General features: G+C 31.3%; 16 protein-coding genes. 10 read left to right on the plus strand and 6 right to left on the minus strand.

The genetic code is table 11. The features are described 5' to 3' along the window. Nucleotides 1-153 precede the first annotated feature (153 nt). The 6 genes from FEM21_RS05760 to FEM21_RS05785 form a co-directional block, all read right to left on the minus strand. Nucleotides 154-705, minus strand: a complete 552-nt coding sequence (locus FEM21_RS05760; protein WP_035658815.1) for an acyl-CoA thioesterase — start codon at nt 703-705, stop codon at nt 154-156. 21 nt (nt 706-726) lie between these two features. Continuing rightward, a complete protein-coding gene (locus tag FEM21_RS05765) occupies nt 727-2169 on the minus strand; it encodes a rubredoxin (protein ID WP_035658816.1) in 1443 nt (480 codons plus the stop codon). Between the two features lie 76 nt (nt 2170-2245). Continuing rightward, the gene (locus tag FEM21_RS05770) at nt 2246-5764 is read right to left on the minus strand and encodes a nitrate reductase (RefSeq protein ID WP_035658983.1); all 3519 of its coding nucleotides are present in this window, start codon (nt 5762-5764) and stop codon (nt 2246-2248) included. A gap of 300 nt (nt 5765-6064) precedes the next feature. Next, nucleotides 6065-7009 (minus strand): tRNA dihydrouridine synthase, encoded by a 945-nt coding sequence (locus FEM21_RS05775; RefSeq protein ID WP_035658818.1) that lies wholly within the window; start codon nt 7007-7009, stop codon nt 6065-6067. A 103-nt stretch (nt 7010-7112) separates the two neighbouring features. Beyond that, entirely contained in the window at nt 7113-7898 is a 786-nt protein-coding gene (locus FEM21_RS05780) for an anti-sigma factor (RefSeq protein ID WP_035658820.1), read from the minus strand. Nucleotides 7899-7902: 4 nt separating this feature from the next. Beyond that, nucleotides 7903-8433: an RNA polymerase sigma factor gene (locus tag FEM21_RS05785; RefSeq protein WP_035658821.1), complete on the minus strand. Its 531-nt coding sequence runs from the start codon at nt 8431-8433 to the stop codon at nt 7903-7905. A 225-nt stretch (nt 8434-8658) separates the two neighbouring features. Between FEM21_RS05785 and FEM21_RS05790 the strand changes: the two genes are divergently transcribed. The 10 genes from FEM21_RS05790 to FEM21_RS05830 all read left to right on the plus strand — a co-directional run bounded on the left by FEM21_RS05790 (nt 8659) and on the right by FEM21_RS05830 (nt 24437). Next, the gene (locus FEM21_RS05790; RefSeq protein WP_035658823.1) at nt 8659-9246 is read left to right on the plus strand and encodes a glutathione peroxidase; all 588 of its coding nucleotides are present in this window, start codon (nt 8659-8661) and stop codon (nt 9244-9246) included. A gap of 256 nt (nt 9247-9502) precedes the next feature. After that, nucleotides 9503-11164 carry a 2-succinyl-5-enolpyruvyl-6-hydroxy-3-cyclohexene-1-carboxylic-acid synthase gene (menD, locus tag FEM21_RS05795; RefSeq protein ID WP_035658824.1) on the plus strand — a complete coding sequence of 554 codons (1662 nt, stop codon included), beginning with the start codon at nt 9503-9505 and terminating at the stop codon, nt 11162-11164. A 225-nt stretch (nt 11165-11389) separates the two neighbouring features. Next, nucleotides 11390-13831, plus strand: coding sequence for a Plug domain-containing protein (locus FEM21_RS05800; RefSeq protein WP_035658825.1), 2442 nt, complete (start codon nt 11390-11392; stop codon nt 13829-13831). Nucleotides 13832-14112: 281 nt separating this feature from the next. Further along, nucleotides 14113-16512: a hypothetical protein gene (locus FEM21_RS05805; RefSeq protein WP_035658826.1), complete on the plus strand. Its 2400-nt coding sequence runs from the start codon at nt 14113-14115 to the stop codon at nt 16510-16512. A 34-nt stretch (nt 16513-16546) separates the two neighbouring features. After that, nucleotides 16547-17746 carry a carboxypeptidase-like regulatory domain-containing protein gene (locus FEM21_RS05810; RefSeq protein WP_035658827.1) on the plus strand — a complete coding sequence of 400 codons (1200 nt, stop codon included), beginning with the start codon at nt 16547-16549 and terminating at the stop codon, nt 17744-17746. 71 nt (nt 17747-17817) lie between these two features. Next, nucleotides 17818-20250: a TonB-dependent receptor gene (locus FEM21_RS05815; RefSeq protein ID WP_152547376.1), complete on the plus strand. Its 2433-nt coding sequence runs from the start codon at nt 17818-17820 to the stop codon at nt 20248-20250. A 182-nt stretch (nt 20251-20432) separates the two neighbouring features. Then, nucleotides 20433-21146: a family 43 glycosylhydrolase gene (locus tag FEM21_RS16685; protein ID WP_236353535.1), complete on the plus strand. Its 714-nt coding sequence runs from the start codon at nt 20433-20435 to the stop codon at nt 21144-21146. Then, complete coding sequence (locus FEM21_RS16690) at nt 21095-21958, plus strand: glycoside hydrolase family protein (protein ID WP_236353537.1); 864 nt, start codon at nt 21095-21097, stop codon at nt 21956-21958. Before FEM21_RS16685 ends, FEM21_RS16690 begins: the two co-directional genes overlap by 52 nt. Before the next feature lie 114 nt (nt 21959-22072). Then, on the plus strand, nt 22073-22927 hold the full coding sequence (locus FEM21_RS05825) for a CvfB family protein (protein ID WP_035658830.1): 855 nt from the start codon (nt 22073-22075) through the stop codon (nt 22925-22927). Between the two features lie 646 nt (nt 22928-23573). After that, a complete protein-coding gene (locus FEM21_RS05830; protein ID WP_262486548.1) occupies nt 23574-24437 on the plus strand; it encodes a 1,4-dihydroxy-2-naphthoyl-CoA synthase in 864 nt (287 codons plus the stop codon). Nucleotides 24438-24516 lie beyond the last annotated feature (79 nt).

The following is a 24516-nucleotide window of genomic DNA, read 5'->3' on the forward strand; positions in this document are numbered from 1 at the left end:
ATTTGTGTAATTTGCGGTTAATTAATTTAGTTTTTTTAAGGAAACAAATCGTTATGAATACAAAAAGCACAGTGTTATACTGTGCTTTCTGCGTTTTTAGATGTTGTTTATAGATTCGGCCGATTTAAAAAGCGGTCGAGTTTATAAGCACATTTATTGTTCAAAATCTACTCTTACTTTGTATTCATTCGATTTTAAAATATTTTCGATAGATCCAAAAGTAGCGATGGTTTTTTGATATTCTCTTTCTTTTTTTAAGGCAATTTGTCTTATACCATTTTCAAAACGGCTTACTTCTTTAAGTGTAGTCAAAATTAACCCTGGAACCGCTACATTTTTACCTTCTTTATCTTTGGCAACCATTGTAAAATAAGAAGAATTGCAATGTTTGATAACACCTGTTTGAATGTTTTCAGCTTCTACACGAATACCAATAATCATGGAACTATTTCCCACAAAGTTTACACTGGCTTTCATAGTTAGTAATTCGCCTACTTCAACTGGTTTCAAAAAGTTTACCGTATCTACCGAAGCAGTAACGCAATAATTTCCTGAGAATTTTGAACCACAGGCAAAGGCAATTTGGTCCATCAGGGATAAAATGTAACCACCGTGAATTTTTCCGCTAAAATTAGTATGCGAAGGCAGCATTAATTCGGAAATGGTTATTTTTGAAGAATCTACTGTTTTGTATTCGATATTCATAATTGTGTGTTTTGTGTAGTTTTAAATATCTTGTTTTTCAGCTGCTAAAAGTACAAAATTAGATTTTGGAGATTCGCATAAAGAACAGCAATAATCAATAGGTAAATCTTTAAATAATACTCCTTTTTCAATTCCTTGTACCGCATCACCGTATTCAGAATTATAGATTGTTAAACATTCTGAGCATTGGTAAACATCTTGTTCTTGTTTTTCTTTTTTAGTGGTAGCTGTATTGTTATTATCGGTTGTAGTAACACTTCCTAATTCATCAAAATACTTTTTACTCAGTTCGATTAAGATACTTGGTAATTCCAGTTTGTCAATATCTTGTGTGTGAATGATATATTCCCTGGTATTTGGGTCAAAATGTTTAGCATACAAAACATTGTAAGTATCTCTGATTTTTATAGATTGAAGATCTTTTGGCAATTTGTTTTTTTCGATAACAATCGAAGTGAAATAATGCCCATCACGATTGTAATCAGAAATTCCAAAAGTGAGTCCGTACGTACTTATATCAAACTGATCTAAGGTTCTTACCAAAAAAGTTTTCAGGTTCAAAGACCATTCGGTAGCCACCGGAAGATGCCAGTTTAATTCCAGAAGGGAATGACGAACATTGATTCCTTTTTTGCCAAGAAATTTTTCCCAATCTAATTTTCTGTCTTTTGGAATTCCTTTTATAATGAAGGATTTCCATGGTGTGATACTTATTTTTCCAATTTTACAATCAAAACACAAATCGCACATTTCTTTAAGAAACTCTAAATCATAAAGATTATTTCTCCAATAGAGTCCAAGCCAATATTGGTCAATTCCCAAACGATTCATTCCTTCGTAATATGGAAATGGATAAAACGGAACATTCAAAGATTTGTCCATCGTTCGGTTATTGGTATCTAAATTTTCACTTACTAAATTGAAAATCATATCAATTCCCATGGATTCCTGGCTAACAAGACGTTCGATTTCATAATAAATTTTTGAAATATCCCAGCTGTAAATTAAAACAGGATAGACTTCCATACGGTGCCAGTTAGGCAAACGAATATATAAATACCAATAATCTTCAAGTTCAGAAGCTATAAAATTGATATGTCCTGTAAATAAAGGAACTAATTGCTGTTTTGGGTCGGTAATATTTACTTTTAAAACAGGTTGTTCTTTAAATTGTTCTAAAACATACAAGAATTTATTTCCTGTGAGCCAAGGAGTATTTCTAAAAATATCAGTTGCAACATAAGAAGAAACAATGTTGTTTCCGCTTTGTTCATTAGGATAAACAATATGAAATTTTCCATTATTTTCTGTTTCTGAATATTCAAATCCATTAGGGAAAATAATATCTTGTCTGGAACCAAAAGAAATATTTTTTAGCCCTTGAGCCATACTTATATTTACAATGTTTCGTAATTCGCCTGGCGAAATAACGCCTCCTTTTACTATTAATCGGGTTAATTCCATATTCTTATAAGTTTATGGTTTGTAGTTTGTTGTTTATAGTTACTGAACAATGAACTATAAACTATTAACGACAAACTTATTTACACTTTGCTAAAATCTCTTTTACTTCGGTTTTACAGCTTCCGCAGCCTAAACCTGCTCCGGTAGATTTACATAATTCGGTAAAATTAGTAGTTCCGGCTTTGATGGCTTCTTCTATATTTCCGCTTCCTACCTGACTACAAGAGCATACTAGTTTGCCTATTACCGGTTTTGCTGCTGCACCGCTTCCTCTTAATAATTGGTTTCGTTTATCAGATAATTCGATTTTGCTTTCAATCAAAGTTTTGAATTCGGCAAATTCATTTTTATCTCCCATTAAAATGGCGCCAACTAACAAATCGTCTTTAACAATACATTTTTTGTAATAACGTTTTTTTAAATCGGCAAAAACAATTTCTTCGTAGCTGTCATCATTTTCAGGAATGGCAAGTTCGCCAATACTGCAAAGGTTAATATCTTCCAGTTTTAGAATATTCATTAATATAGAGCCTTTGTAATAACTGCTAATATCACCAGCCAGATAATTGGCCAAAATATCAGCCTGTTCTTCGGCAGCAGAAGTAATTCCGAATAATTTTCCGTTGAATTCAGCAATTTCTCCTATGGCAAAAATATCAGGATGAGACGATTGTAAATACTGATTTACTTTTACTCCGCGACCACAAGCAATTCCTGATTCTTTGGCAATTTCTATATTTGGAATAGTTCCAATGGCGTAAACAATGGCATTTGCCGTTAAAATTCGACCACTTTTTAGTGCAATTTCTAATTCGTTAGCATTGTCAGATTCGAAAACAGTACTTACTTCGTTGTCAAAATAAATTTGGATATCACGAAGCTGAACTTCTTCAGCTAATAATTTACAGGAAATACGATCCAGTTGACGTTCCATTAATCTCGAAGCTCGTTGAATAATGGTAATTTTTACTTTTTTGTGCTTTAAGGCTGCGGCTAATTCGAGACCTAATAAACCACCACCTACAATTACTACGTGTTGGTCTTCGGGAGCTAAATTAGTATTGTCTAAATAATTCTTTAATTGGTCAGCATCTTCTTTTTTACGCATGGTAAAACGACCTGGTAAATGCAATTGCGCATTTTCAGGAACAAAAGGACGACTTCCTGTAGCAAGGATTAAGTTGTCAAAAGTATGCGTTTCTCCTCGGCTATCTGTGATAGTTTTTGTTACTGTATCGATGTTTTCGATTCCAACAGATGATTTTAAAGTAATATTAAGTTTGCTTAAACTATCATTATCTCTAATTTTTAATAAGCTTTCCCAAGTTAACTCTTCGGTAACATATTCAGGTAACAACACACGGTTGTAAAAAGGATTGGCTTCGTTAGAAAATACAACAATTTCATCGGTTGTATTGAGTTCTCTGTAATTTTGAATGAATCGGAATGCTGCTGCTCCGGCACCAACAATAGCTATTTTTTGGAACGGTTTTTCATATTTTTTTACAGCAACTGTGGTGAATTTAAAATCAGGTTCTTTAGAAACAGGATCAACAAGTGTATTGGTTAAATTATTGGTTCTGTTTAAATCGTTATCTAATTGTTTTCCCCAGTGCATTGGTAAAAAAACGACGCCTTCTTTAATAGTTTCAGTTACAGTAGCTTTTACACGAACTTCTCCGTTTTTACTGCTCACCACTAAAATATCTCCATTTTCAATTCCGCTTTTAAAAGCGTCAATAGGATTAATTTCTAAAAAAGGATTAGGAATATGGGATAACAATCGGGAAACTTTTCCTGTTTTAGTCATCGTATGCCATTGATCTCTAATGCGGCCGGTGGTAAGAATAAAAGGAAATTTATCAGTAGGTTTCTCCGAAGTATTTTCAATTGATACCGGTAAATTAAAAATAGCTTTTTTCGAAGGTGTGTAAAACTTTTTGTCTGTAAATAAACGCGGAGTTCCTGCATGACCATAATCAGAAACGGGCCATTGAAAAGTTCCTTCGTGTTTTAATCGATTGTAATTGAGATAAGAAATATCAATATTAGTATTTTTTGTCATTTGACAATATTCCTTATAAACTTCTTCGGATGTGTCGAAATTAAAACCAGTAAATCCCATTTTTTTTGCAAATCGGGTTATGATTTCAAAGTCGGGTAGGGCTTCACCAGGAGCATTGATTCCTTTTGGTAAATAAGAAATTCGTCTTTCAGAATTGGTCATGGTTCCTTCTTTTTCTAACCAACCTGCAGCAGGTAACAATAAATCAGCAAATTTAGCCGTATCAGCATTATGTGAAATTTCCTGAACTACAACAAATTTAGCTTTTTCTAAGGCCTTTTCTACTTTTCGGGAATCAGGTAAACTTACCATTGGATTAGTACAAATAATCCAAACGGCTTTCATTTTTCCGGATTCTAAAGCTTCGAACATTTCGGTAGCAGTTAGACCCGGTTTTTCAGAAATAGAATCTACTCCCCAAAAATCAGCTACTTCCTGACGGTGTTCCGAATTATTAAGTTCTCTATGAACAGCTAATAAATTAGCCATTCCGCCTACTTCTCTTCCGCCCATAGCGTTAGGCTGTCCAGTTAAAGAAAACGGACCAGAACCAGGTTTTCCTACATGTCCTGTCAATAAAGAAATATTGAGTAAAGCGGTATTTTTATCAACTCCTACGGCACTTTGATTCAATCCCATTGCCCACAATGAAAGAAATCCTTTGGCTTTGCCTATCAAATCAGCGGCTAAATCAATTTCTTTAATAGAAATTCCGCATAATTGCGATGCTTTTTCTAATGAAGTAGATAAAACCAGCTTCATGTAGGCATCATAGTTTTCGGTATATTGGTTGACAAAATTACTGTCAGCATAGCCTTTTTCGATAATTCTTTTGGCTAAAGCATGATATAAAATAATGTCACTTCCGGGAAGAATTTGCAAATGTAAATCGGCTGTTAGAGCAGTATCTGTTTTTCGAGGATCAATAACAATTACCTTAACTTGTGGATTTTTTTCACGATGTTGTTCTAAACGTCTGAATAGAATAGGGTGACACCAGGCAGGATTTGCTCCTGTAATTAAAAATGTATCAGCCAGTTCAATATCATCATAAGCAATAGGTACTGCATCTTCTCCAAAGGTTTTTTTGTAACCAGCAACGGCTGAACTCATACAAAGACGAGAGTTTGTATCTATATTATTTGTTTTTAAAAAACCTTTAACTAGTTTGTTTACCAGATAATATTCTTCAGTAAGACATTGTCCAGAAATATAAAAACCTACACTATCTGGTCCATGTTTTTTTATGATTGACGAAAAAACAGCTGCTGCACGATCTAAACCATCTTCCCAGCTCACACGCTCCATTGGGTGCGATTTACTCCAGCGCATTTCCGGATAAAGAATTCGATCAGAAATATCGTTAGCCACATAATGTAGATTCATTCCTTTAGAACAAAGCATTCCTCTGTTTACCGGATGATCTTTATCTCCCTTTACTGTGATTCCATTGCTGGAATCTTTTGTTACAATGATTCCGCATCCTACACCACAATAAGAACAGGTAGTTTTAATCTCTGAATTTTGCATCATCATCTGGTCTTTTTTAATATTGAAATCTATCTAAACTCTAAAAGTAGTTTTTAAAATGTAAAAATACGTATTTAATACGTATAAATACTTATTTTTTAAATTAATTTTGCAAGTTTGATAAATAGATAAAAGAAGTCTAAAATAATGCTTTTTATCTTTTTTTTGGTTCGAAAAATAATTATTAATTCAAAAACAGCATTTAGATTACTGCTGTTTGTTACTGTAATTATTGGTGATTTGAGGGGAGTTTTGGAGAATATTTATTTTTTGTAGCAGATATATTCGGTATTAAAGGTTTTACCCCTCCTTAATAATTTCGCTTACAGCCTGCTCATAATTACGAATACTTTTAGCTTTTTTAATTTTTTTATGTACTTTATGAGGATTCGAAAAAATCACCGAAAAGTATTCCCATAAATGGTGCATTTTTAATAAAATATGTGTGGCTCCGGATAAAGATTCATTATAACCAGCGTACAAAGTATCATGAAAAGCACTAAATAACTCCATTTTGTTAGATGGATATTCAGTGCTATTATTTTTAATCATAGAAGGTAAGAATGGATCAGCAATTAATCCTCGGCCTATCATCCAATGGTCAATAGCAGGAAATCGTTCTTGCATTTTTTGGAATTGGGCAACCGAAGTAATATCACCATTGTAATATAATTTCAGTTTTGTAGCATCAACACAGTTTTGAAAACCGTCTAAATTTACTCCGCCATTATATAATTGTTTTCCAATGCGGGCGTGAATAGCAATGTTTTTTACAGGGTATTTTTCTATAAGAGGCAGTACATTTAAAATTTCATCAGGTGAGTCATATCCTAAACGCATTTTCATTGATACAATAATATTCGATTCCGCGTGTACTCTTTCTAAAATAGCATCAATTTTCTGAGTTTGGCAAATCAAACCTGAACCCATTCCTGATTTGGTCACCATTGGATAAGGACACCCTAAGTTCCAATTCAATTCTTTATAACCTAATTCCTGAACATATTTGGAAACAAATAAAAATTCGTCGGCATCATTGGTAATAATTTGCGGAATCACTTCTAATTCGGAATTATTTTCAGGTAATAAATCCCGTTGATAAGAAGATTTAACAACTAATTTTCCGTTTAAACGAATGTAAGGAGAATAAAAGGTATCAATTCCTCCAAAATATTTGTTTTGGGCATTTCTAAATCGAAAATCAGTAAATCCCTGAAGTGGTGATGAAAGAAGAGTGTAGCTCATGAAAAAATTAATTGTGCAAATATAATGAATGCGAACTACAACTGTGCAAAACAAAAAAAGACTTTCTTTCGAAAGCCTTTTTTATATCTAATTTTTAAAATGATTATACTTTTCCTAAAGTATATAATTGTTCCATTGTAGGAGTTAAACTTCCTCCGGCTGGTTCCAGTGTAATTCCAAATGCCTGTGCTTCTTCAGCATTATTAACAGCAAAAAAGCGTTGGTCATTTTTATCAAAATTATCCAATAATCCAATACTTGTTGGTGTAAGCGGGTTTAACTTTAAAGCCCAAACCTGATACACCATTCCTTTAGGCGGCTTCGGTAATCCGGCAGCATCAACATATACTTTTTGAGTTGCTTTGTTCCAATATATTTTAGCCGAAGATTCCGGAGCTACAGTTTGTCCGCCAAGTGCAACAACGGTATTGTTTTCGTCTTTTATAACGGCTAAATTAGTTTCAATTGCTTTTTTAGAAAGTTCTAATTGTTTGCGTTCCTTTTCAATTTTAGTTTTTTCGGTTGTAACATTCGCTACCTGATTATTACTTTCTTCAAGTTGTGTGTATTGGAAACCAATACCAAATAATAATAAAATAGCTGCTGCCCAACCAATAATTGCTGCCCAGTTTTTCTTTGGCTCTAATTCGATTACTTCCGTTTCATTAAAACCTAGTTTTTCTTTTATTTTAGCGTAATTTTCCGCTGATTGAAAAGGTGCAAAACTAGATGATAATGATACAACTGATTTTTCAATTGCTATAATTTCTTCATTAATTTCAGGGTGTTTTTTAGCCATTGCAGCAACTTCTTCGCTTTCAGTTTCAGACAGTGCACCATAAACATAAAGTTCTAAAATGCCTGATTCGATGTATTCTCTCATTTCCATTGTACTATACTTTCAAATAGTTTCTTAAATCATTAATACAGTTTCTATTGTGTGTTTTTACGGTTCCTAGCGGAATTTCCATTTCTTCTGCAGCTTCTTGTTGGGTGTAACCTTTAAAAAACAATAAGTCTATTATTTGGATACATTTAGGTTTTAACCTTTTAATAAATTCCTGAATTCCAATTCCGTCTACTTTATTTACCAGTTTATTACTGTCTTCTAATAGATTTACGAAATTATCAGCAGAAAGGTTTTTTTGATCATTGTTAAAGTTTTTAGAACGTAATTTGTCAATAGAAGTATTACGGGCAATATTGAGAATCCAGGTGTAAAAACGCCCTTTACTTTCATTGTAACTATCAATGTTTTTCCAGATTTTTACAAATACTTCCTGAAGCACATCTTCGGCATCTTCAGTATTTTTAATAAGAACACTAATAACAGAAAACAAACTTTTGGCATACATATCGTAAAGATGCGTAAATGCTTTTTCGTCCTTCCTGTATATTAAAACTAATAATTCGTCTTGGCTCATAGTTTTTATTTTTTGCTATACAAACTTAACATAAACTTACTTATAAATAGATAGATTTTATTCGATTGAGATATAAAAACATATATTTTATTCTTTTTTGGGTTCAAATTTTGAAAAAAGAATCTGTTTTCATTGGGATTTATTTAACTCTTATCGAAAAGAAATTAATTATCTAAAATAAAGACAGTGAACTGAATTTGATTAATTTTATCAAAAAATAGATATATGAAAAAAATAGTATTTACACTTTGTGCTGCTTTATTGCTTTCTGGCGGATTTGTTCATGCACAAAGTAAAAAGAATGATAAAATCAAAAAAGAAAAAGCAGTGGATACCCAAAGCATTTATCAATTTAAAGTCGAAGATTTGTCAGGAGAAACATTTGATTTTGCAACTTTAAAAGGAAAGAAAGTATTGATTGTCAATACCGCTTCAAAATGTGGTTATACGCCGCAATATGAGCAATTAGAAGCGATTTATAAAGAATACAAAGACAAAGGTTTCGTAGTTATAGGTTTTCCGGCTAATAATTTTAATTCGCAGGAGCCAGGAACTAATAAAGACATTGAAACTTTTTGTAAATTAAATTACGGTGTATCTTTCCCAATGATGGCAAAAATTTCAGTTAAAGGAAATGATATGAGCCCAATTTATCAATTTTTAACTCAAAAAGACAAAAACGGAGTAAAAGATTCTGAAGTTAAATGGAATTTCCAAAAGTATTTAATTGACGAAAAAGGACATTTAGCAGAAGTATATTTCTCTAAAACAAAACCTGACGCACCAGAAATTGTAAACTGGATCAAGCAATAAGCAATTTAATTTTTACAGAAAAAGCGATTTTTAATTCAATTAGAGATCGCTTTTTTTTAATTACACCATTAAGAAATTAAGACAGATTAAGTATATAAACTGTAGCTGCTTAGTTCTGTAGACTTATATGGTTTGAAAGATGAATAATACTTTCATTACTTAAATCTAAACTCTCTTAATTTCTTAATGGTTTATTATAAATTTTTACATTAAAGTAAGGTCATCTTTGTATCTTTGATTTTTTGAAATAAAAACAATGATTTACCCTAAAATATCTTTGGCACAAAACATCATTCAAATTTGTCAGGCCAAAGGAATCACCGATATCGTAATTTCTCCGGGATCCAGAAATGCGCCACTCACTATTGGTTTTGCCAATAATCCTAATTTTAAATGTTACAGTATTGCTGACGAACGCTGTGCCGCTTTTTTTGCACTTGGAATTGCCCAACAAATCAAACGTCCGGTAGCGGTTGTTTGTACTTCGGGTTCCGCATTGTTGAATTATTATCCGGCTCTTGCCGAAGCTTTTTACAGTCAGATTCCTTTAGTAGTTATTTCGGCCGACAGACCACAAAATAAAATTGATATTGGTGACGGACAAACCATTCGTCAGGAAAATGTTTTTGTAAATCATTCTTTGTACAATGCTAATTTGACCGAAGCAATTTCGAAAGAAAACGATCATAAAATTAACGAAGCTATTGATGTAGCTTTTTATAAAAAAGGTCCTGTACATATCAATGCACCTTTTGAAGAACCTTTGTACGAAACCGTTTCTGAACTTTCTACAATTGCAATGGTTCATCATTTTGAGAGTTTGAACCCAATAAATCAATTAGAAGATTTAAGCGAATTTATTGATATTTGGAACCAATACACTAAGAAATTAGTTTTGATAGGAGCCAATGATCCAGATGTTATTTCGAATACAACTATTCAGGCTTTCGCCAATGATGAATCGGTTGTAGTGATGACCGAAACAACGTCTAATGTGCATCATCCAAGTTTTATTTCGAATATTGATACGATAATTACACCGTTTACCAATGAGGATTTTGAGGATTTTTGTCCGGAAATCTTAGTCACTTTTGGCGGAATGATTGTGTCGAAACGTATCAAAGCTTTTTTACGAAAATACAAACCAAAACACCATTGGCACATTGATTCTTTACGTGCTTATGATACTTTCGGAATTTTGACAAAACATTTTGAGTTGAGCCCGAAAACCTTTTTTGAAGCATTTTTACCGTTAACTCAATCTGTAAAAAGTAATTATTTCGAAAAAATAAATCGTATTCAGCACCTTCGAAAAGAAAAACAAGCAATTTACTTGGAAAAGATTCCTTTTTCGGATTTTACAGTTTTTAATACCATTATTTCAGGTTTGCCTAAAAATAGTCAGTTACAAATTAGTAATAGTTCGGCCATTCGTTATGCTCAATTAATGGAAATAGAACCTTCCATTGAAGTATTTTGTAATCGCGGAACCAGCGGAATTGATGGTAGTACTTCAACGGCTATTGGCGCTGCACTGGCGAGTAAAAAGCAAACTGTTTTTATTACTGGAGATATTAGTTTTCTATACGATAGCAATGCGTTGTGGAACAATTACATTCCGAAAGATTTCAAAATTATTGTGATTAATAATGGAGGCGGAGGGATTTTCAGGATTTTACCGGGACACGAAGAAAATGCTGTTTTTAATACTTATTTTGAAACTTCGCATAACTTAACAGCTGAACATTTGGCTAAAATGTATGGTCTGGATTATGTTACAGCTTCAAATCAAGTAAGTTTAGAAAGTGGTTTAGAGCAAATGTATTCGCAAAATGACAAAGCTGTTATTCTGGAAATTTTTACGCCTACAGTTGAAAATAATGTTGTTTTAAGTCAATTTTTTAAGGGGATGGCTTAGTGTAATAGCGATGTAGAAAAATATTGATTATTCTTAACACGGCAATTTAGCTGTGTTTTTTTTTGATTTTCAATTATCGGATTAAACAGGTAAGTACAGGATAGTTAATTGGTTTTTAGTGTATAGCTTAGTAAAATTTAACTTACATAAATATGTTAAGTATAATTTTAGAATTTATGTAGTTATGGTTATTAATTATGGTTTAATATAAATCCAAATTTTCACATGGTTAAAGTTTTACTAAGCAATAAAAATTGCTTTTTAGTTTGTTTATTTTGGTTTGCTTCTTTAGTTTTTTTAAAGGCCCAAACAACCTCGAAGATTCCCGCTGTTGAGAAAATTTACCTTCATACTGACCGTTCGACCTATTTTTTAGGGGAAGATTTATGGTATAAGGCCTATGACGTATATGCTTATAATAATAAGCTATATGATAACAGTAATATTTTATATGTAGAATTAATCTCGCCCGAAGCTAAAATAGTTGCCCGAAATAAGACCAATTTAGAATTAGGTTTGGGGGCTGGTGATTTTCAGTTAATAGATTCTTTGGGGGTGAAAACTCCGGGTATTTATCAAATAAGAGCTTATACCAATTGGAATAGGAATTACAATGATGATTTTGTGTTTAAGAAAGAGATCGAAATTATAGATGCTTTCGATGATGATTTTATTAAAAATAATCTTTCTAAAATAACATCAAATAGTGTTGTTGTAGGTAAAACAGCCCAAACGAGCGACCAACAAACTTTTAGTGTTGATTTTTTTCCTGAAGGTGGTTCTCTTTTGGAAAACGTAGGGAGTATTGTTGGTTTTAAAGCACAGGATAGTAATGGAAAACCTGTAGAGGTGAAAGGTGAAGTATTTGATGCTAATAATGAGTCGGTTTCTTTTTTTATGAGTGCGCATGATGGGATGGGGAAATTCCCAATTTTACCTATTGAAGGCAAACAGTATTATGCCAAAATTAAAACTTTAGCCGGTGCTGAATTACGAGTAGATTTACCGTCAGCATTGAAACAAGGTTATGTGTTGAATTTTAAATCGCTTAAAGGTAGAAACATTGTTACTATTAATACTAATGAGGCAACTTTGGGGCAAAATCTAAATGCAGAAGTGATTATAATATGTACTTCGAGAGGATTGTCTTATTTTGAGACTACTCAAAAATTAACAGCAACTTCATTTTCTTTTGAATTGCCTAAAGATAAAATTCCTGAAGGAATCAATCAGTTAACATTGTATGATAGTAATTTGAAACCTCAAAGTGAACGATTAGTGTTTATTGAGAAAGATCAGGATTTAGAAGTTATATTAACAGCCGATAAATCTATTTATAAGCCAAAAGAGAAAACTACTCTTAATGTGGTTTCTAAATCTAAGGCAGGTGTATCCAAATCAGCCAGTTTTTCGTTGAGTGTTACCGATATGAACGGATTAACAGAGGATAAGGATTATGGAATGAGCATTAGTTCTTATTTTTTAATGGAATCAGATATTAGAGGAAAAGTGCATAATCCGGGCTATTATTTTGATAGCAGTAACTTAAAAAGACTGGATCATTTAGATAATTTATTGCTAACACAAGGATGGCGTGATTTTTTATGGAAAAAACTACCAAAAGCCAATGATTCGATTACTTATAAGGTCGAGAAAGGATTTACGATATCCGGAAGGGTAAAACAACTTCTAGGTGAAAAAGCTAAAGTAAATAGTAATGTTACACTGTCTTTGATGAATAAAAAACACATGAATTTTTTTGGAGCTAAGACGGATTCAATAGGTGGCTTTAAATTTGAAAACCTAATGTTTTCGGGAAAAATCAATATGTTTTTAAATGCTAGTAATGATAAAGGAAAAGTTAAAGGAGAGATAGTATTAGATTCAATTGAAAAAAAGCCAATGTTAGTTTCGTTTGAAGAAGAACCTATCAATTGGACCCAAGATATGTTTACGGTGACTAAAAATGTGAATAAGAAATTTACCGCTTTTGGGGTAAAACCTGAGAATATTTTGAATGAAGTGAAGATTGTTGCGCCTAAAAAGAAAAGGGCTTCTAGTCTGTATGGAATTCCTGACTTTAGTTATGTTGTTGACGAAAAAGCACCGTTAGCCGGTGATATTTATAATTTCATACAATATGCTATTCCGGGAGTTGTTGTCGATGGAAGTTCAGTACGATTTATGCGTTACACAGAACCGGTTCATTATATTTTAAATGGTTTTCCTATTTATAATCAATCAGATATCGATTTGTTGCAACCTATAGATATTGAAAGGATAGAAGCAATAAAAGGAGGGGCAAGTGCTGCTTTATACGGTTCTGATGGTAACAACGGTGTGATTGCCATTTATACTAAACCAAATGCACCTAAAAGATCAGAAAACAATCTGTTTAACACACTTAAAAATGAAATTGATGGCTTTTACATGACTCGTGTATTTTATATGCCTGATCCTCAAAAACCAAATGTGGAGTTAGATAACAAAGCTGCTGTAAGAAATACTATTTATTGGAATCCCTATGTACATCCGGATACAACGGGTAATGCCCATGTAAGTTTTGATAATACAGATTTTGAAACTAAAGTGAAAGTAGATTTAGAAGGAATTACTGCTACAGGCATTCCAGTAGTTAAAAATACTTATTACACGATAAAAAAATAGAGTGACTTAATAATTTATCAAACTGTTTAAAATAAATCATGAATTTGTTTTAAGCAGTTTTTTTATCTCAAATAGTTATTGATAATGTATATTTTAAAATGCAGTAGTTAAATAAATGTAGTACTTTTTTTAAAATTAATATAAAATTTGTAATAATTGGCTTAATAATTGATGCGGGTGAAATTGTTGTATTTATTGTTATTGTAGGTTTAATTTTTAGTATTCATAATTTTTTATGCTATACAATGTGTTTTTTGTTGTAATTTAAACTTGTATTCTACATGATTCGATTCTTTTTAAAAAGTAAAAAATGCACTTTAGCTTCTTTGTTTTTAGTAGTAATGTCATTTGGTTTTCTGCAGGCACAGGATAAAAATACGATTCCAGATATTGAAAAAGTCTATCTCCATACCGACAGATCCACTTATTTTATGGGCGAAGATTTATGGTACAAAGCATATAATGTAAGAGCTTCTAATAATTTGCTTTTTGATAACAGCAATATTTTATATGTCGAATTAATTTCATCCGATTCAAAAATTATTGCCCGAAATAAGACCAATTTAGAAATGGGTTTAGGTCATGGTGATTTTCAATTACAGGATTCGCTTGATGTAAAACCTGGAAAATACCAATTACGAGCTTATACTAATTGGAACCGAAACTTTGGTAATGATTTTGTCTTTAAAAAAGAGATTGAAGTTATTGATGTTTTCGAATCAAATGATAAATCGAAAACCCCTAAAAATATTTCTGAAGTTACTACAAAATCAAAAAAGCAAGCAACAAAACAAAACACTTTTAAAGTTGACTTTTTCCCAGAAGGCGGTTCTCTTTTAGAAAATGTATCTAGTATTGTAGGTTTTAAAGCAGTAGATGTAAACGGAAAACCAATAGATATTAAAGGCGAAATTTATGATTCTAATGATGAATTAGTTACAACTTTTACAAGTGCTCATGATGGCATGGGAAAATTCCAAATACTACCAATGGAAGGGAAAAGCTATTATGCCAAAATTAAATCTCCATCTGGAGAAGAAGTAAAAATAGAATTGCCAAATGTTCTCAAACAAGGCTATTTAGTTAGTTTTAAAGCGATAAAAGGCAAGAATATTATTAGCATTAGTACTAATCAAGTTACTTTATCGCAAAATCCTAATCCAACTTTGACGGTTATTTGTAAAATCAAAGGAATTCATTATTTAGAAACTGCACAAACACTTACTGAAAATACATTGTCTTTTGAATTACCAAAAGAAAAAACTCCTGAAGGTATTAGTCAAATAACAATTTACGATAGCAATAATAAACCACAAAGTGAACGATTAATTTATATTGAAAAAGAACAAGATTTAGAGGTTGAACTTTCAACTGATAATGATATTTATGAACCTAAAGAAAAGGCAATAGTATATATTTCATCTAAATCAAAAGAAGGATTGGTAAAATCAGCCAATTTTTCTTTGAGTGTAACCGATACAAACGGAGTAGAAGATAAAGATTTTGATTCAAATATCTGTTCCTATTTTCTGATGGAATCCGATATTCGAGCAAAAGTCTATCATCCTGCTTATTATTTTGATACCAATAATCCTAATCGATTAGAACATTTAGATAATTTATTATTAACGCAGGGCTGGCGTGACTTTATATGGAAAAGATTGTCAAAAGCGAACGAAATTACTAATTACAAAGCAGAAAAAGGAATTACCATTTCAGGCAGAGTAAAACAGCTTTTAGGTGATAAATCGTTAATAAATAGCAGTTTGACATTAGCTCTAATTAATGAAAAAAATCAATATATTTTTAGTTCAACTACAGATTCTATAGGTAGATTCAAATTTAAAAATTTGATGTTTTCTGAAATGACTAATATGTATTTAAGCACTACAAACGAAAAAGGAAATTTTAGAGGGGAAATAGTTTTAGATTCTATTGAAAAGAATCCAATTTCTGTTAAACTAAAAAACGAAATAATTGGATTTCCTGCAACAAACAAATCAATTATTGAAAATGTATTTAAGAAATACACTGCTTTAGGAGTAAAATCAGAAAATATTTTAAAAGAGGTTGAGGTAAAAGCTATAGAGAAAAAGAATAGAAATCCGGACTTTAGTTTTTTGGTAGACAAAAAAGATGCAAATAGGTTTTATAGTTTTTTTGAATATCTTATTCATAAATTAAAGATAAATGTTCCTGTAATATTTGAATCAAATAGATCTTTTGAAATAAAAATAGACAATTTTAAACTTGAAAACATGAATGAATTATTTTCTTTATTTCCAGATCAAGTTATTAAAGTTGAAGTCATAATTGGTAATAGTACAAGTTTTACACCTGGTAGTAATACCATTATTACTATTTTCACAAAAAAGATAAATGGAGGGCAACGTATTGCCTCATCTCCTCTTTATTATGTTAATCAAAAAATAAAGGGATTTTATACTGAACGAATTTTTTATTCCCCAGATTTAGAAAATCCCGAGATTGAGGTAGATAATATGACAAACTTGAGAAACACGATTTACTGGAATCCTGATATAAATCCAGATGAAACAGGTGAAACAAGTGTGGATTTTTACAATACCAATGTTGAAACTAAAGTTAAAGTAGCTTTAGAAGGAATTACTGCTAATGGAATTCCTGTTGTCAAAACAACTTATTACACTATTAAAAAATAAGCTGTAATTCTCATTTATTAGAAAAACATACATGATGAAAATAATAAAAAAATATACAGGAATTTTAGTGCTATTTATAGGTGCTATTTCATATTCTCAAAGCAATGAAATTCTTGTATTGGATAGTGAAACAAACTTACCAATTGAAACTGTAAATATTTATTATCCAGCGATTCAGGAAGGTACTTTTACAAATTCTGACGGGAAAGCAACAATTAATATTTGGAATCACGAATTAAAAATTTCTCATGTAGCTTATCAGGATAAAATTATCAATTTTAAAGATTTACAAGATTCTAAAATTTTTTATTTAATTCCAAAAGCAGTTATTCTGGATGAAGTTGTTGTAAGTTCTTTTGATCTAACTAAAGCACTAAAATATGTAATTGATAACTATGAAATTCTATACGAGAATCAAGCTTTTGAAAAAGAATGCAATTTTAAAGAGACACTATCTATTGATAACAATCTAAAACGACTGATATTAACTAAAGTTAATTGGTGGAGTAGAAGTTATTACTACAAGCAGTTAAAAGACTTAAAGTTACGTTTAGGCTCAATAGATTTTAATGTAAATAACCCAATGGATGTTTTTACAGACATTCCTAAAGAAAATATCCCGTCAAATAGTGGTTTTATTGACACAAAGAATTTAATTAATAATATTTATTTGAATGTTTTTCTAATTAATTTCATAAAAATCAATCCTAAACTTAACTTTTTTATTGAAAATTCTTCTGAAAATGAAACAATAGTTTCTTTTATAACAGACTGGAAAAGGAGATATACTTATTTTTTTAGAAGTAAAGGGAAAATTATTTTTGATAAAAAAACTAAAGCTATAATTTCATTTACAAATGAAGTCGAAAATAAAGATAGAATTATCCAAAGTTATACTATAAAATCCAACAAAAAGTTTTCGTATGAGACGAATAATTCTATTTCAATATTAAATTTCCAAAAAAATATAAATAACAAATGGACAGTAAACTCATTTGAATCCAGCACCGATTTCAATATAACATACAATGATGTAAAGCATAATGGAAACATAAAAAACAACTTATACGTACTAAAAAATACTGAAATAGAAAAAGTTAAGAATGTTGGTCTTATCAATTTATCAAAACCATTATATCAAAATATTCCAAAAAATAGTATTACAACTTCAAACTCTATATTATTGTCTAATGAGGAAAAAAGTTTTGTTGAACAAAAAATACTGTCTAATTGAAATACCCTAACGGTTAGTTTTTAGAATACTTTCATATCATAATTAATTAATTAATTAATAAAGACTGATATATGCTTGAACTTTTTAATAAAAATTGCTTTATTCTTACTTTCTTGTATTTTGTTGTTTTAAATGCTCAAGAAAAAAATACAATTCCTGACATTGAGAAAATCTATCTTCATACCGATAGAACTACTTATTTTATGGGAGAAGATTTATGGTACAAAGCCTATAATGTGCGAGCTTCTAATAATTTGCTTTTTGATAACAGCAATATTTTATATGTTGAATTAATTTCATCCGATGCCAAGATAATTGCCCGAAATAAAACCAATTTAGAAATGGGATTGGGTCATGGCGATTTTCATTTAGCAGATTCTGTTGGAGTAAAACCTGGTGTTTATCAACTTAGAGCTTATACGAATTGGAATCGGAATTTTGGAGAAGATTTTGTCTTTAAAAAAGAGATTGAAGTTATTGATGTTTTCGAATCAAATGATAAATCGAAAACACCTAAAAATATTCCTGTAGTTACTACAAATTCAAAAAAAGAAGAAACAAAACAAAACGCTTTTAAAGTTGACTTTTTCCCAGAAGGCGGTTCGATTTTAGAAAATGTATCTAGTATTGTAGGCTTTAAAGCAGTCGATATAGACGGAAAACCAATAGATATTAGAGGAGAACTTTTTGATTCTAATAACGAATTAGTTACCGCTTTCGAAAGTGTTCACGATGGTATGGGAAAATTACAAATGTTATCCATGGAAGAAAAAAGCTATTTTACAAAAATTAAAAATCCAAGAGGAGAAGAACTTCAAGTGGAATTACCCAAAATTTTAAAGCAAGGCTATTTAGTTAGTTTTAAAGCGATAAAAGGCAAGAATATTATTAGCATTAGTACTAACCAAGCTACTTTACAACAAAATCCTAATCCAACTTTGACTGTTATTTGCAAAGCTAGAGGAATTCCATATTTAGAAACCGCACAAACACTTACTGAAAATACATTCTCTTTTGAATTACCAAAAGAAAATACTCCCGAAGGAATTAGTCAAATAACAATTTACGATAGCAATAATAAACCACAAAGTGAACGATTAATTTATATTGAAAAAGAACACAATTTAGAGGTTGAACTTGTAACGGATAAATTAAATTATCAACTCAATGAAAAAACTATTCTCAATGTTAGATCTAAATCAAAGGCTGGTAATCCAAAATCAGCTAGTTTTTCATTAAGTGTAACAGACACTAATGGTGTAGAAGATGAGAATTTTGATTCAAATATTTGTTCTTATTTCCTGATGGAATCAGACATTCGAGGTAAAGTTCATCATCCAGGCTATTATTTTGATAACAAAAATCCAAAGCGTTTAGAACATTTGGATAATTTATTGTTGACTCAAGGCTGGCGTGATTTTGTGTGGAAAACTTTACCAACTTCTAAAACCGAATTTAAAGTAGAAAAAGGAATCACCATTTCGGGAAAAGTTAAACAAGTATTTGCTGATAAGCCATTCGTAAATAACAACCTGACATTATCTTTAATGAATAAAAAGAATCGTAATTTTTTCAGTACAATCACAGATTCTATAGGTAAATTCAAATTTGAAAATTTGATGTTTTCCGGAAAAACGAATATGTACTTAAATAGTGTAAATGAAAAAGGGAAGTTCAAAGGTGAAATTGTTTTGGATTCTATTGAGCATTCACCAATTCACGTTAAATTAAAAAAAGAGTTAACTCTTCTTCCAGAAACAAATCAATCTATTATTGAAAATGTATCTAAAAAATACATTGCTTTTGGAGTAAAACCGGAAAACATGTTGAAAGAAGTTGAAGTAAAAGCTCCGAAAAAAAATAATGCAGTTGTTCTTTATGGTGTTCCTGACTATAGTTATGTACCTGATGAAAAAGCAAAAGAATTTATTAGTATTTATGATGTATTAGATAAAGTTCCGGGAGTTTTAGTTATTGATACTACAGTAAGTATTCCGGGTGAAGGAGATAAGGAAAATACATCTCCACTCATTTTAATAGATGGTTATCCAATTTTAGAAATTAGCCAATTACTTATGGTTTCACCTTATGAAATTGAAAAAATAGATGTAATAAGAGGATCGCAACTTGCAATGCTTTATATTGTAAATTCAGAGGTAAATGGAAGTGCTGGTGCTATTTCAATTTTTACAAATCGATACAAAAATCTCGGTAAACCTAATAAGAATCCTCTTTATTCTATCAAAAAAGAAATAGAAGGTTTTTATTCCGCACGCATTTTTTACTCTCCAGACCCCGAAAAACCAAATGCAGAATTAGATAAAAAAGCTGCAGTAAGAAATACGATTTATTGGAATCCTTATGTGCATCCCGATGAAACAGGAAATTCTTATCTGGATTATTTTAATAACGGTGTAGAAACTAAAGTAAAAGTGAATCTGGAAGGGATTACAGCTAACGGCATTCCCGTGGTTAGAAATATTTATTATAACATTAAAAAATAAATGAAGCTTTTTGCTATAATATCTTATTCGGGACAGTGCAGGATGATTTTTTATTTTATGTGATTTATTTTAGCATTTTAATAAAAGTGATTAATTTTTTTCTAATTATGATAAGAAAGTATAATGTAAAATTAAGTAGTAAATTTTTGTTGGTTGCAATAGTATGTTTTTGTTCTACAAATATGATTACAGCGCAATATCAAAATATTAAAAATGATGTTTTTTGGGATACTAAAGACGGAAAACCTATTTATAGCCAAGGAGGAGGAATTTTTAAATTTAAAGACAAAGAAGGCATTGAAAAATATTATTGGTATGGTGTACATTATGAAGAAGCAGAAAAATACCGAAAAGAACCAATTGTAACGTATCCAAACTGTACATTCAAATCCATAACATGTTACAGTTCTACTGATTTAGTGAATTGGACTTTTGAAGGAGATGTTTTTTTCGACAATAAAGCATTTCCTGATGGTAGAAAAACATGGGTAGGAAGATTAGGAGTAGCTTTTGTAAAAGAGATGAATAAATATGCTTTATTTGTTCAACATGGTAATCAGGTACTTGTTGCTTTAGCTAGTTCTCCTACATCTGAATTTATTTGGCATCAAAAAATAAATATGGAATCCTGGATTGGAACTACTAATACTGGTGATCAAACTGTTTTTACGGATGATGACGGTAAATCCTATTTGATTTATTCTTATGGAAAAGGACGTAATAAAATTTATGTTTCCCAAATAGGAGTCAAAGACGGAAAAGTGACTATTTTAGATTGTACCAAAGTTTTCAGGGAGCAAGCCGCGAAGGAAATTGTATGTTTAAGTACAAAAATAAGTATTATATGGCGGCTTCGAATATTTATGGATGGGACTCTTCTTTTGCCTATTATTTAGTTTCTGATCATATTCGCGGACCTTATTTGCCAACAAACGATATGCAAATTATGGAAGGCTCGGCTGAAGATTATGCTCATGTAACCCAAACCGGATTTTTCTATACGATAAAACGCAATGGAAAAGAAACCGTTATTTATTGCGGAGATCGCTGGTCTGATTTTGCCGGAAATGGTTTAGGTTATAATCAATGGTTTCCACTTTCGTTTAATGGAAGCAAACCGTATTTTAATTCGTTAAGCTCATGGAATTTAGACGAAAAAACTGGAGATTGGACAGTTGGTACAGATAATAATTATGTGAAAAATGGTAGTTTTGAAGCTGATAGAAATAAGATACCAAGCAATTTTAAGCCCATTCAGGAACAATTATTAGGTTGGAAAACAGAAATTATTAAAGGAAATAAAATAAGTACAACAGATGCCAACTCGCCGCAACTGAATTATTTTAATACCGAAAATGACCGAAAAGAAGTAATAGGCGAAAAAAGTTTGAATATTACTGATAAAGTCGATTTTACAAGAGTAATTACCCAGCAAATTAGTTCGTCTCCTTATGTTATTTTAGAAGACGGCATATATACTTTGACAGCAAGAATTAAAAACAGCAAAGGTTTCAATGAACTTAAAATCTATGCCAATACCGGCGATGTTGATTATAAATTTAATATCGAAACAGAAAATTCTTCCTGGACAAGCATTCAGATTCCTAATATTGCTGTGAAAAACGGAAAAATCACAATTGGCTTTTTTGCTGATGGAATGGCTAATGCTTTTTGTTTAGTGGATGATGTGACTTTGGTAAAGAAATAAGTATTGATTACACAGATTTTTTATACTTTGTGACCTTTGCGAAAAACTTTGCGAACTTTGCGGTTAAAATCATTTCGTAACATCGTACCTTTGCAGCTTAGAAAAAAGAATAAAATGCTTAAAATAGGAAAATACAATAGCTTAACGATATTACGTGATACTAAGGTAGGATTGTTTTTGGGAAATCCAGAAAAAGATCCGGAAGGAATTCACGATGTCCTTTTGCCTAATAAATATGTCCCTAACGAATTTGAAATAGGCGAGGAGCTTATTGTTTTTGTGTATTTAGATCATGAACAACGTCCGGTAGCAACTACATTAGAACCTTATATTTTATTGAATGAATTTGCACTTTTGCGTGTTAATTACATCAATCAGGTGGGTGCTTTTATGGATTGGGGAATGGAAAAAGATATTTTGGTTCCGTTTAAGGAACAAGCCAGACCTATGGAAAAGGGAAAACGTTATTTAGTTTACCTTTATATGGATAAAAAGACTAATCGATTAGTTGCTTCAAGTAAAACAAATCAATTTCTGGATAACGAAAATATTACAGTTGAAAATGGAGAGGAAGTAGAACTGATAGTTTCTCATATTACTGAAATTGGTATCAATGTAATTATCAACGAAAAACACAAAGGACTTTTGTATAAAGATGAGGTTTATGATGATAGTATTCGTACAGGAGACAGAATGCGCGGTTTCATTAAAAACATTCGACCTGATAACAAAATAGATGTTTCGTTACAAAAACAAGGTTACGAAAGTATTGAACCAAATGCCGAAAAAATTCTAAACGAATTGAGAGCAAGCCGTGGTTTTTTAAGATTAAATGACAACTCGCATCCTGAAGATATTAAAACGGTGCTTAAGATGAGCAAAAAGACTTTTAAGAAAGCCATTGGAGCTTTGTACAAAGAGAAACTTATCGAAATTAAGGAAGACGGAATTTATCTCGTTAATGAATAAAAAAAAGAAAGACTAAGTCTGTTGGCTTAGTCTTTCTCTTTTATAGCTAATCTTATTTTTGGATAGGCTATAATGTATTTAACAATTAGAAACCTTTTTTTAGTTTCTCTTTCCGTTTTCTTTTCTTTATCTTTTTTTACCTCTTAAATGTTATTTAGAATACCATTTCACATTAGAAACCTTTGGTACAAAAGTTATAATATTGGATTTTACGCATTCATTTTAATGATTGTTTCAATCTTTGTATAGTAATCCAAATTGTTTACCCTTGGTGTTACTTTGAGTAAATTCTAATAAAATTTAGGGTCTCCCTCTTGGGCTCTTTTCTTCCGAAGTTTTTTAAATTTAGTAACGTACAAAAAAGAGTGATAAAGCTTGTTGTTTGTTTCAATATTCCTTTTTTAAGTTAATAAATCAGTGAAGTTCTCTAAGTTAATTTGTATTGTAAATATTTTACCAATTCCTCAACTAACTATGTCTAAAATTAATAAAAAAAAATTTTCGCTGTTTAAAAAAAACAAATTATTCGATGAAATTTAACAATTTTATGAGATTAACGGGATAAGGATTACTCTTGCTATGAAAGATAGCTTAATTATGAATAGGACTTTGCTTTCCTATAGTATAAAATGTAAAAAAATGATTTATTTTTACGCTAAAATTATTTAAACCCATAAAAATGGATTGGATTACAGCAAAAGAATATGAAGATATTACTTATAAAAAATGCAATGGTGTTGCCCGAATTGCATTCAACAGACCGAATGTTAGAAATGCATTCAGACCTAAAACAACTGCCGAACTTTTAGATGCTTTTCATGATGCACAGGAAGATACTTCAATTGGAGTAGTTTTGCTTTCGGCTGAAGGCCCAAGTACTAAAGACGGAATTTGGTCTTTTTGTAGCGGAGGCGATCAAAAAGCACGTGGACATCAAGGTTATGTGGGAGAAGATGGTTACCATCGATTGAACATTTTAGATGTGCAGCGATTGATTCGTTTTATGCCAAAAGCAGTTATTGCTGTAGTTCCGGGTTGGGCTGTAGGTGGCGGACATAGTTTGCATGTGGTTTGCGATATGACTCTGGCAAGTAAAGAACATGCTATTTTCAAACAGACAGATGCCGATGTAACCAGTTTTGACGGTGGTTATGGATCTGCTTATTTAGCTAAAATGGTCGGACAAAAAAAAGCCCGTGAAATTTTCTTTTTAGGACGTAATTATTCAGCTCAGGAAGCTTTTGAAATGGGAATGGTCAATGCTGTTGTGCCTCATGACGAATTAGAAGCTACCGCTTATGAATGGGCTCAGGAAATTTTAGCGAAGTCGCCAACATCTATCAAAATGCTGAAATTTGCCATGAACCTTACTGATGACGGAATGGTGGGACAACAGGTTTTTGCAGGCGAAGCTACAAGATTAGCTTATATGACCGAAGAAGCTAAAGAAGGCAGAAATGCGTTCCTTGAAAAAAGAAAGCCTAACTTTGAAAAGAAATGGTTGCCGTAAATCAGTAAGCAGTACACAGTACTCAGTGAACAGATTTATAGTAGTAACTATGAAAAATATATAAGCTAAGAAACTTAGA

Origin of the sequence: Flavobacterium seoulense (assembly GCF_000695795.1) — a bacterium.
GTDB classification, from domain to species: Bacteria; Bacteroidota; Bacteroidia; order Flavobacteriales; family Flavobacteriaceae; genus Flavobacterium; species Flavobacterium seoulense.

What these genes read in the sequence shown, in the direction of transcription:
- FEM21_RS05760 (WP_035658815.1), bottom strand. Translation starts at nt 705, where the DNA reads ATGAATATCGAATACAAAACAGTAGATTCTTCAAAAATAACCATTTCC.
- FEM21_RS05765 (WP_035658816.1), bottom strand. Translation starts at nt 2,169, where the DNA reads ATGGAATTAACCCGATTAATAGTAAAAGGAGGCGTTATTTCGCCAGGC.
- FEM21_RS05770 (WP_035658983.1), bottom strand. Translation starts at nt 5,764, where the DNA reads ATGCAAAATTCAGAGATTAAAACTACCTGTTCTTATTGTGGTGTAGGA.
- FEM21_RS05775 (WP_035658818.1), bottom strand. Translation starts at nt 7,009, where the DNA reads ATGAGCTACACTCTTCTTTCATCACCACTTCAGGGATTTACTGATTTT.
- FEM21_RS05780 (WP_035658820.1), bottom strand. Translation starts at nt 7,898, where the DNA reads ATGGAAATGAGAGAATACATCGAATCAGGCATTTTAGAACTTTATGTT.
- FEM21_RS05785 (WP_035658821.1), bottom strand. Translation starts at nt 8,433, where the DNA reads ATGAGCCAAGACGAATTATTAGTTTTAATATACAGGAAGGACGAAAAA.
- FEM21_RS05790 (WP_035658823.1), top strand. Translation starts at nt 8,659, where the DNA reads ATGAAAAAAATAGTATTTACACTTTGTGCTGCTTTATTGCTTTCTGGC.
- menD (WP_035658824.1), top strand. Translation starts at nt 9,503, where the DNA reads ATGATTTACCCTAAAATATCTTTGGCACAAAACATCATTCAAATTTGT.
- FEM21_RS05800 (WP_035658825.1), top strand. Translation starts at nt 11,390, where the DNA reads ATGGTTAAAGTTTTACTAAGCAATAAAAATTGCTTTTTAGTTTGTTTA.
- FEM21_RS05805 (WP_035658826.1), top strand. Translation starts at nt 14,113, where the DNA reads ATGATTCGATTCTTTTTAAAAAGTAAAAAATGCACTTTAGCTTCTTTG.
- FEM21_RS05810 (WP_035658827.1), top strand. Translation starts at nt 16,547, where the DNA reads ATGAAAATAATAAAAAAATATACAGGAATTTTAGTGCTATTTATAGGT.
- FEM21_RS05815 (WP_152547376.1), top strand. Translation starts at nt 17,818, where the DNA reads ATGCTTGAACTTTTTAATAAAAATTGCTTTATTCTTACTTTCTTGTAT.
- FEM21_RS16685 (WP_236353535.1), top strand. Translation starts at nt 20,433, where the DNA reads ATGATTACAGCGCAATATCAAAATATTAAAAATGATGTTTTTTGGGAT.
- FEM21_RS16690 (WP_236353537.1), top strand. Translation starts at nt 21,095, where the DNA reads ATGGCGGCTTCGAATATTTATGGATGGGACTCTTCTTTTGCCTATTAT.
- FEM21_RS05825 (WP_035658830.1), top strand. Translation starts at nt 22,073, where the DNA reads ATGCTTAAAATAGGAAAATACAATAGCTTAACGATATTACGTGATACT.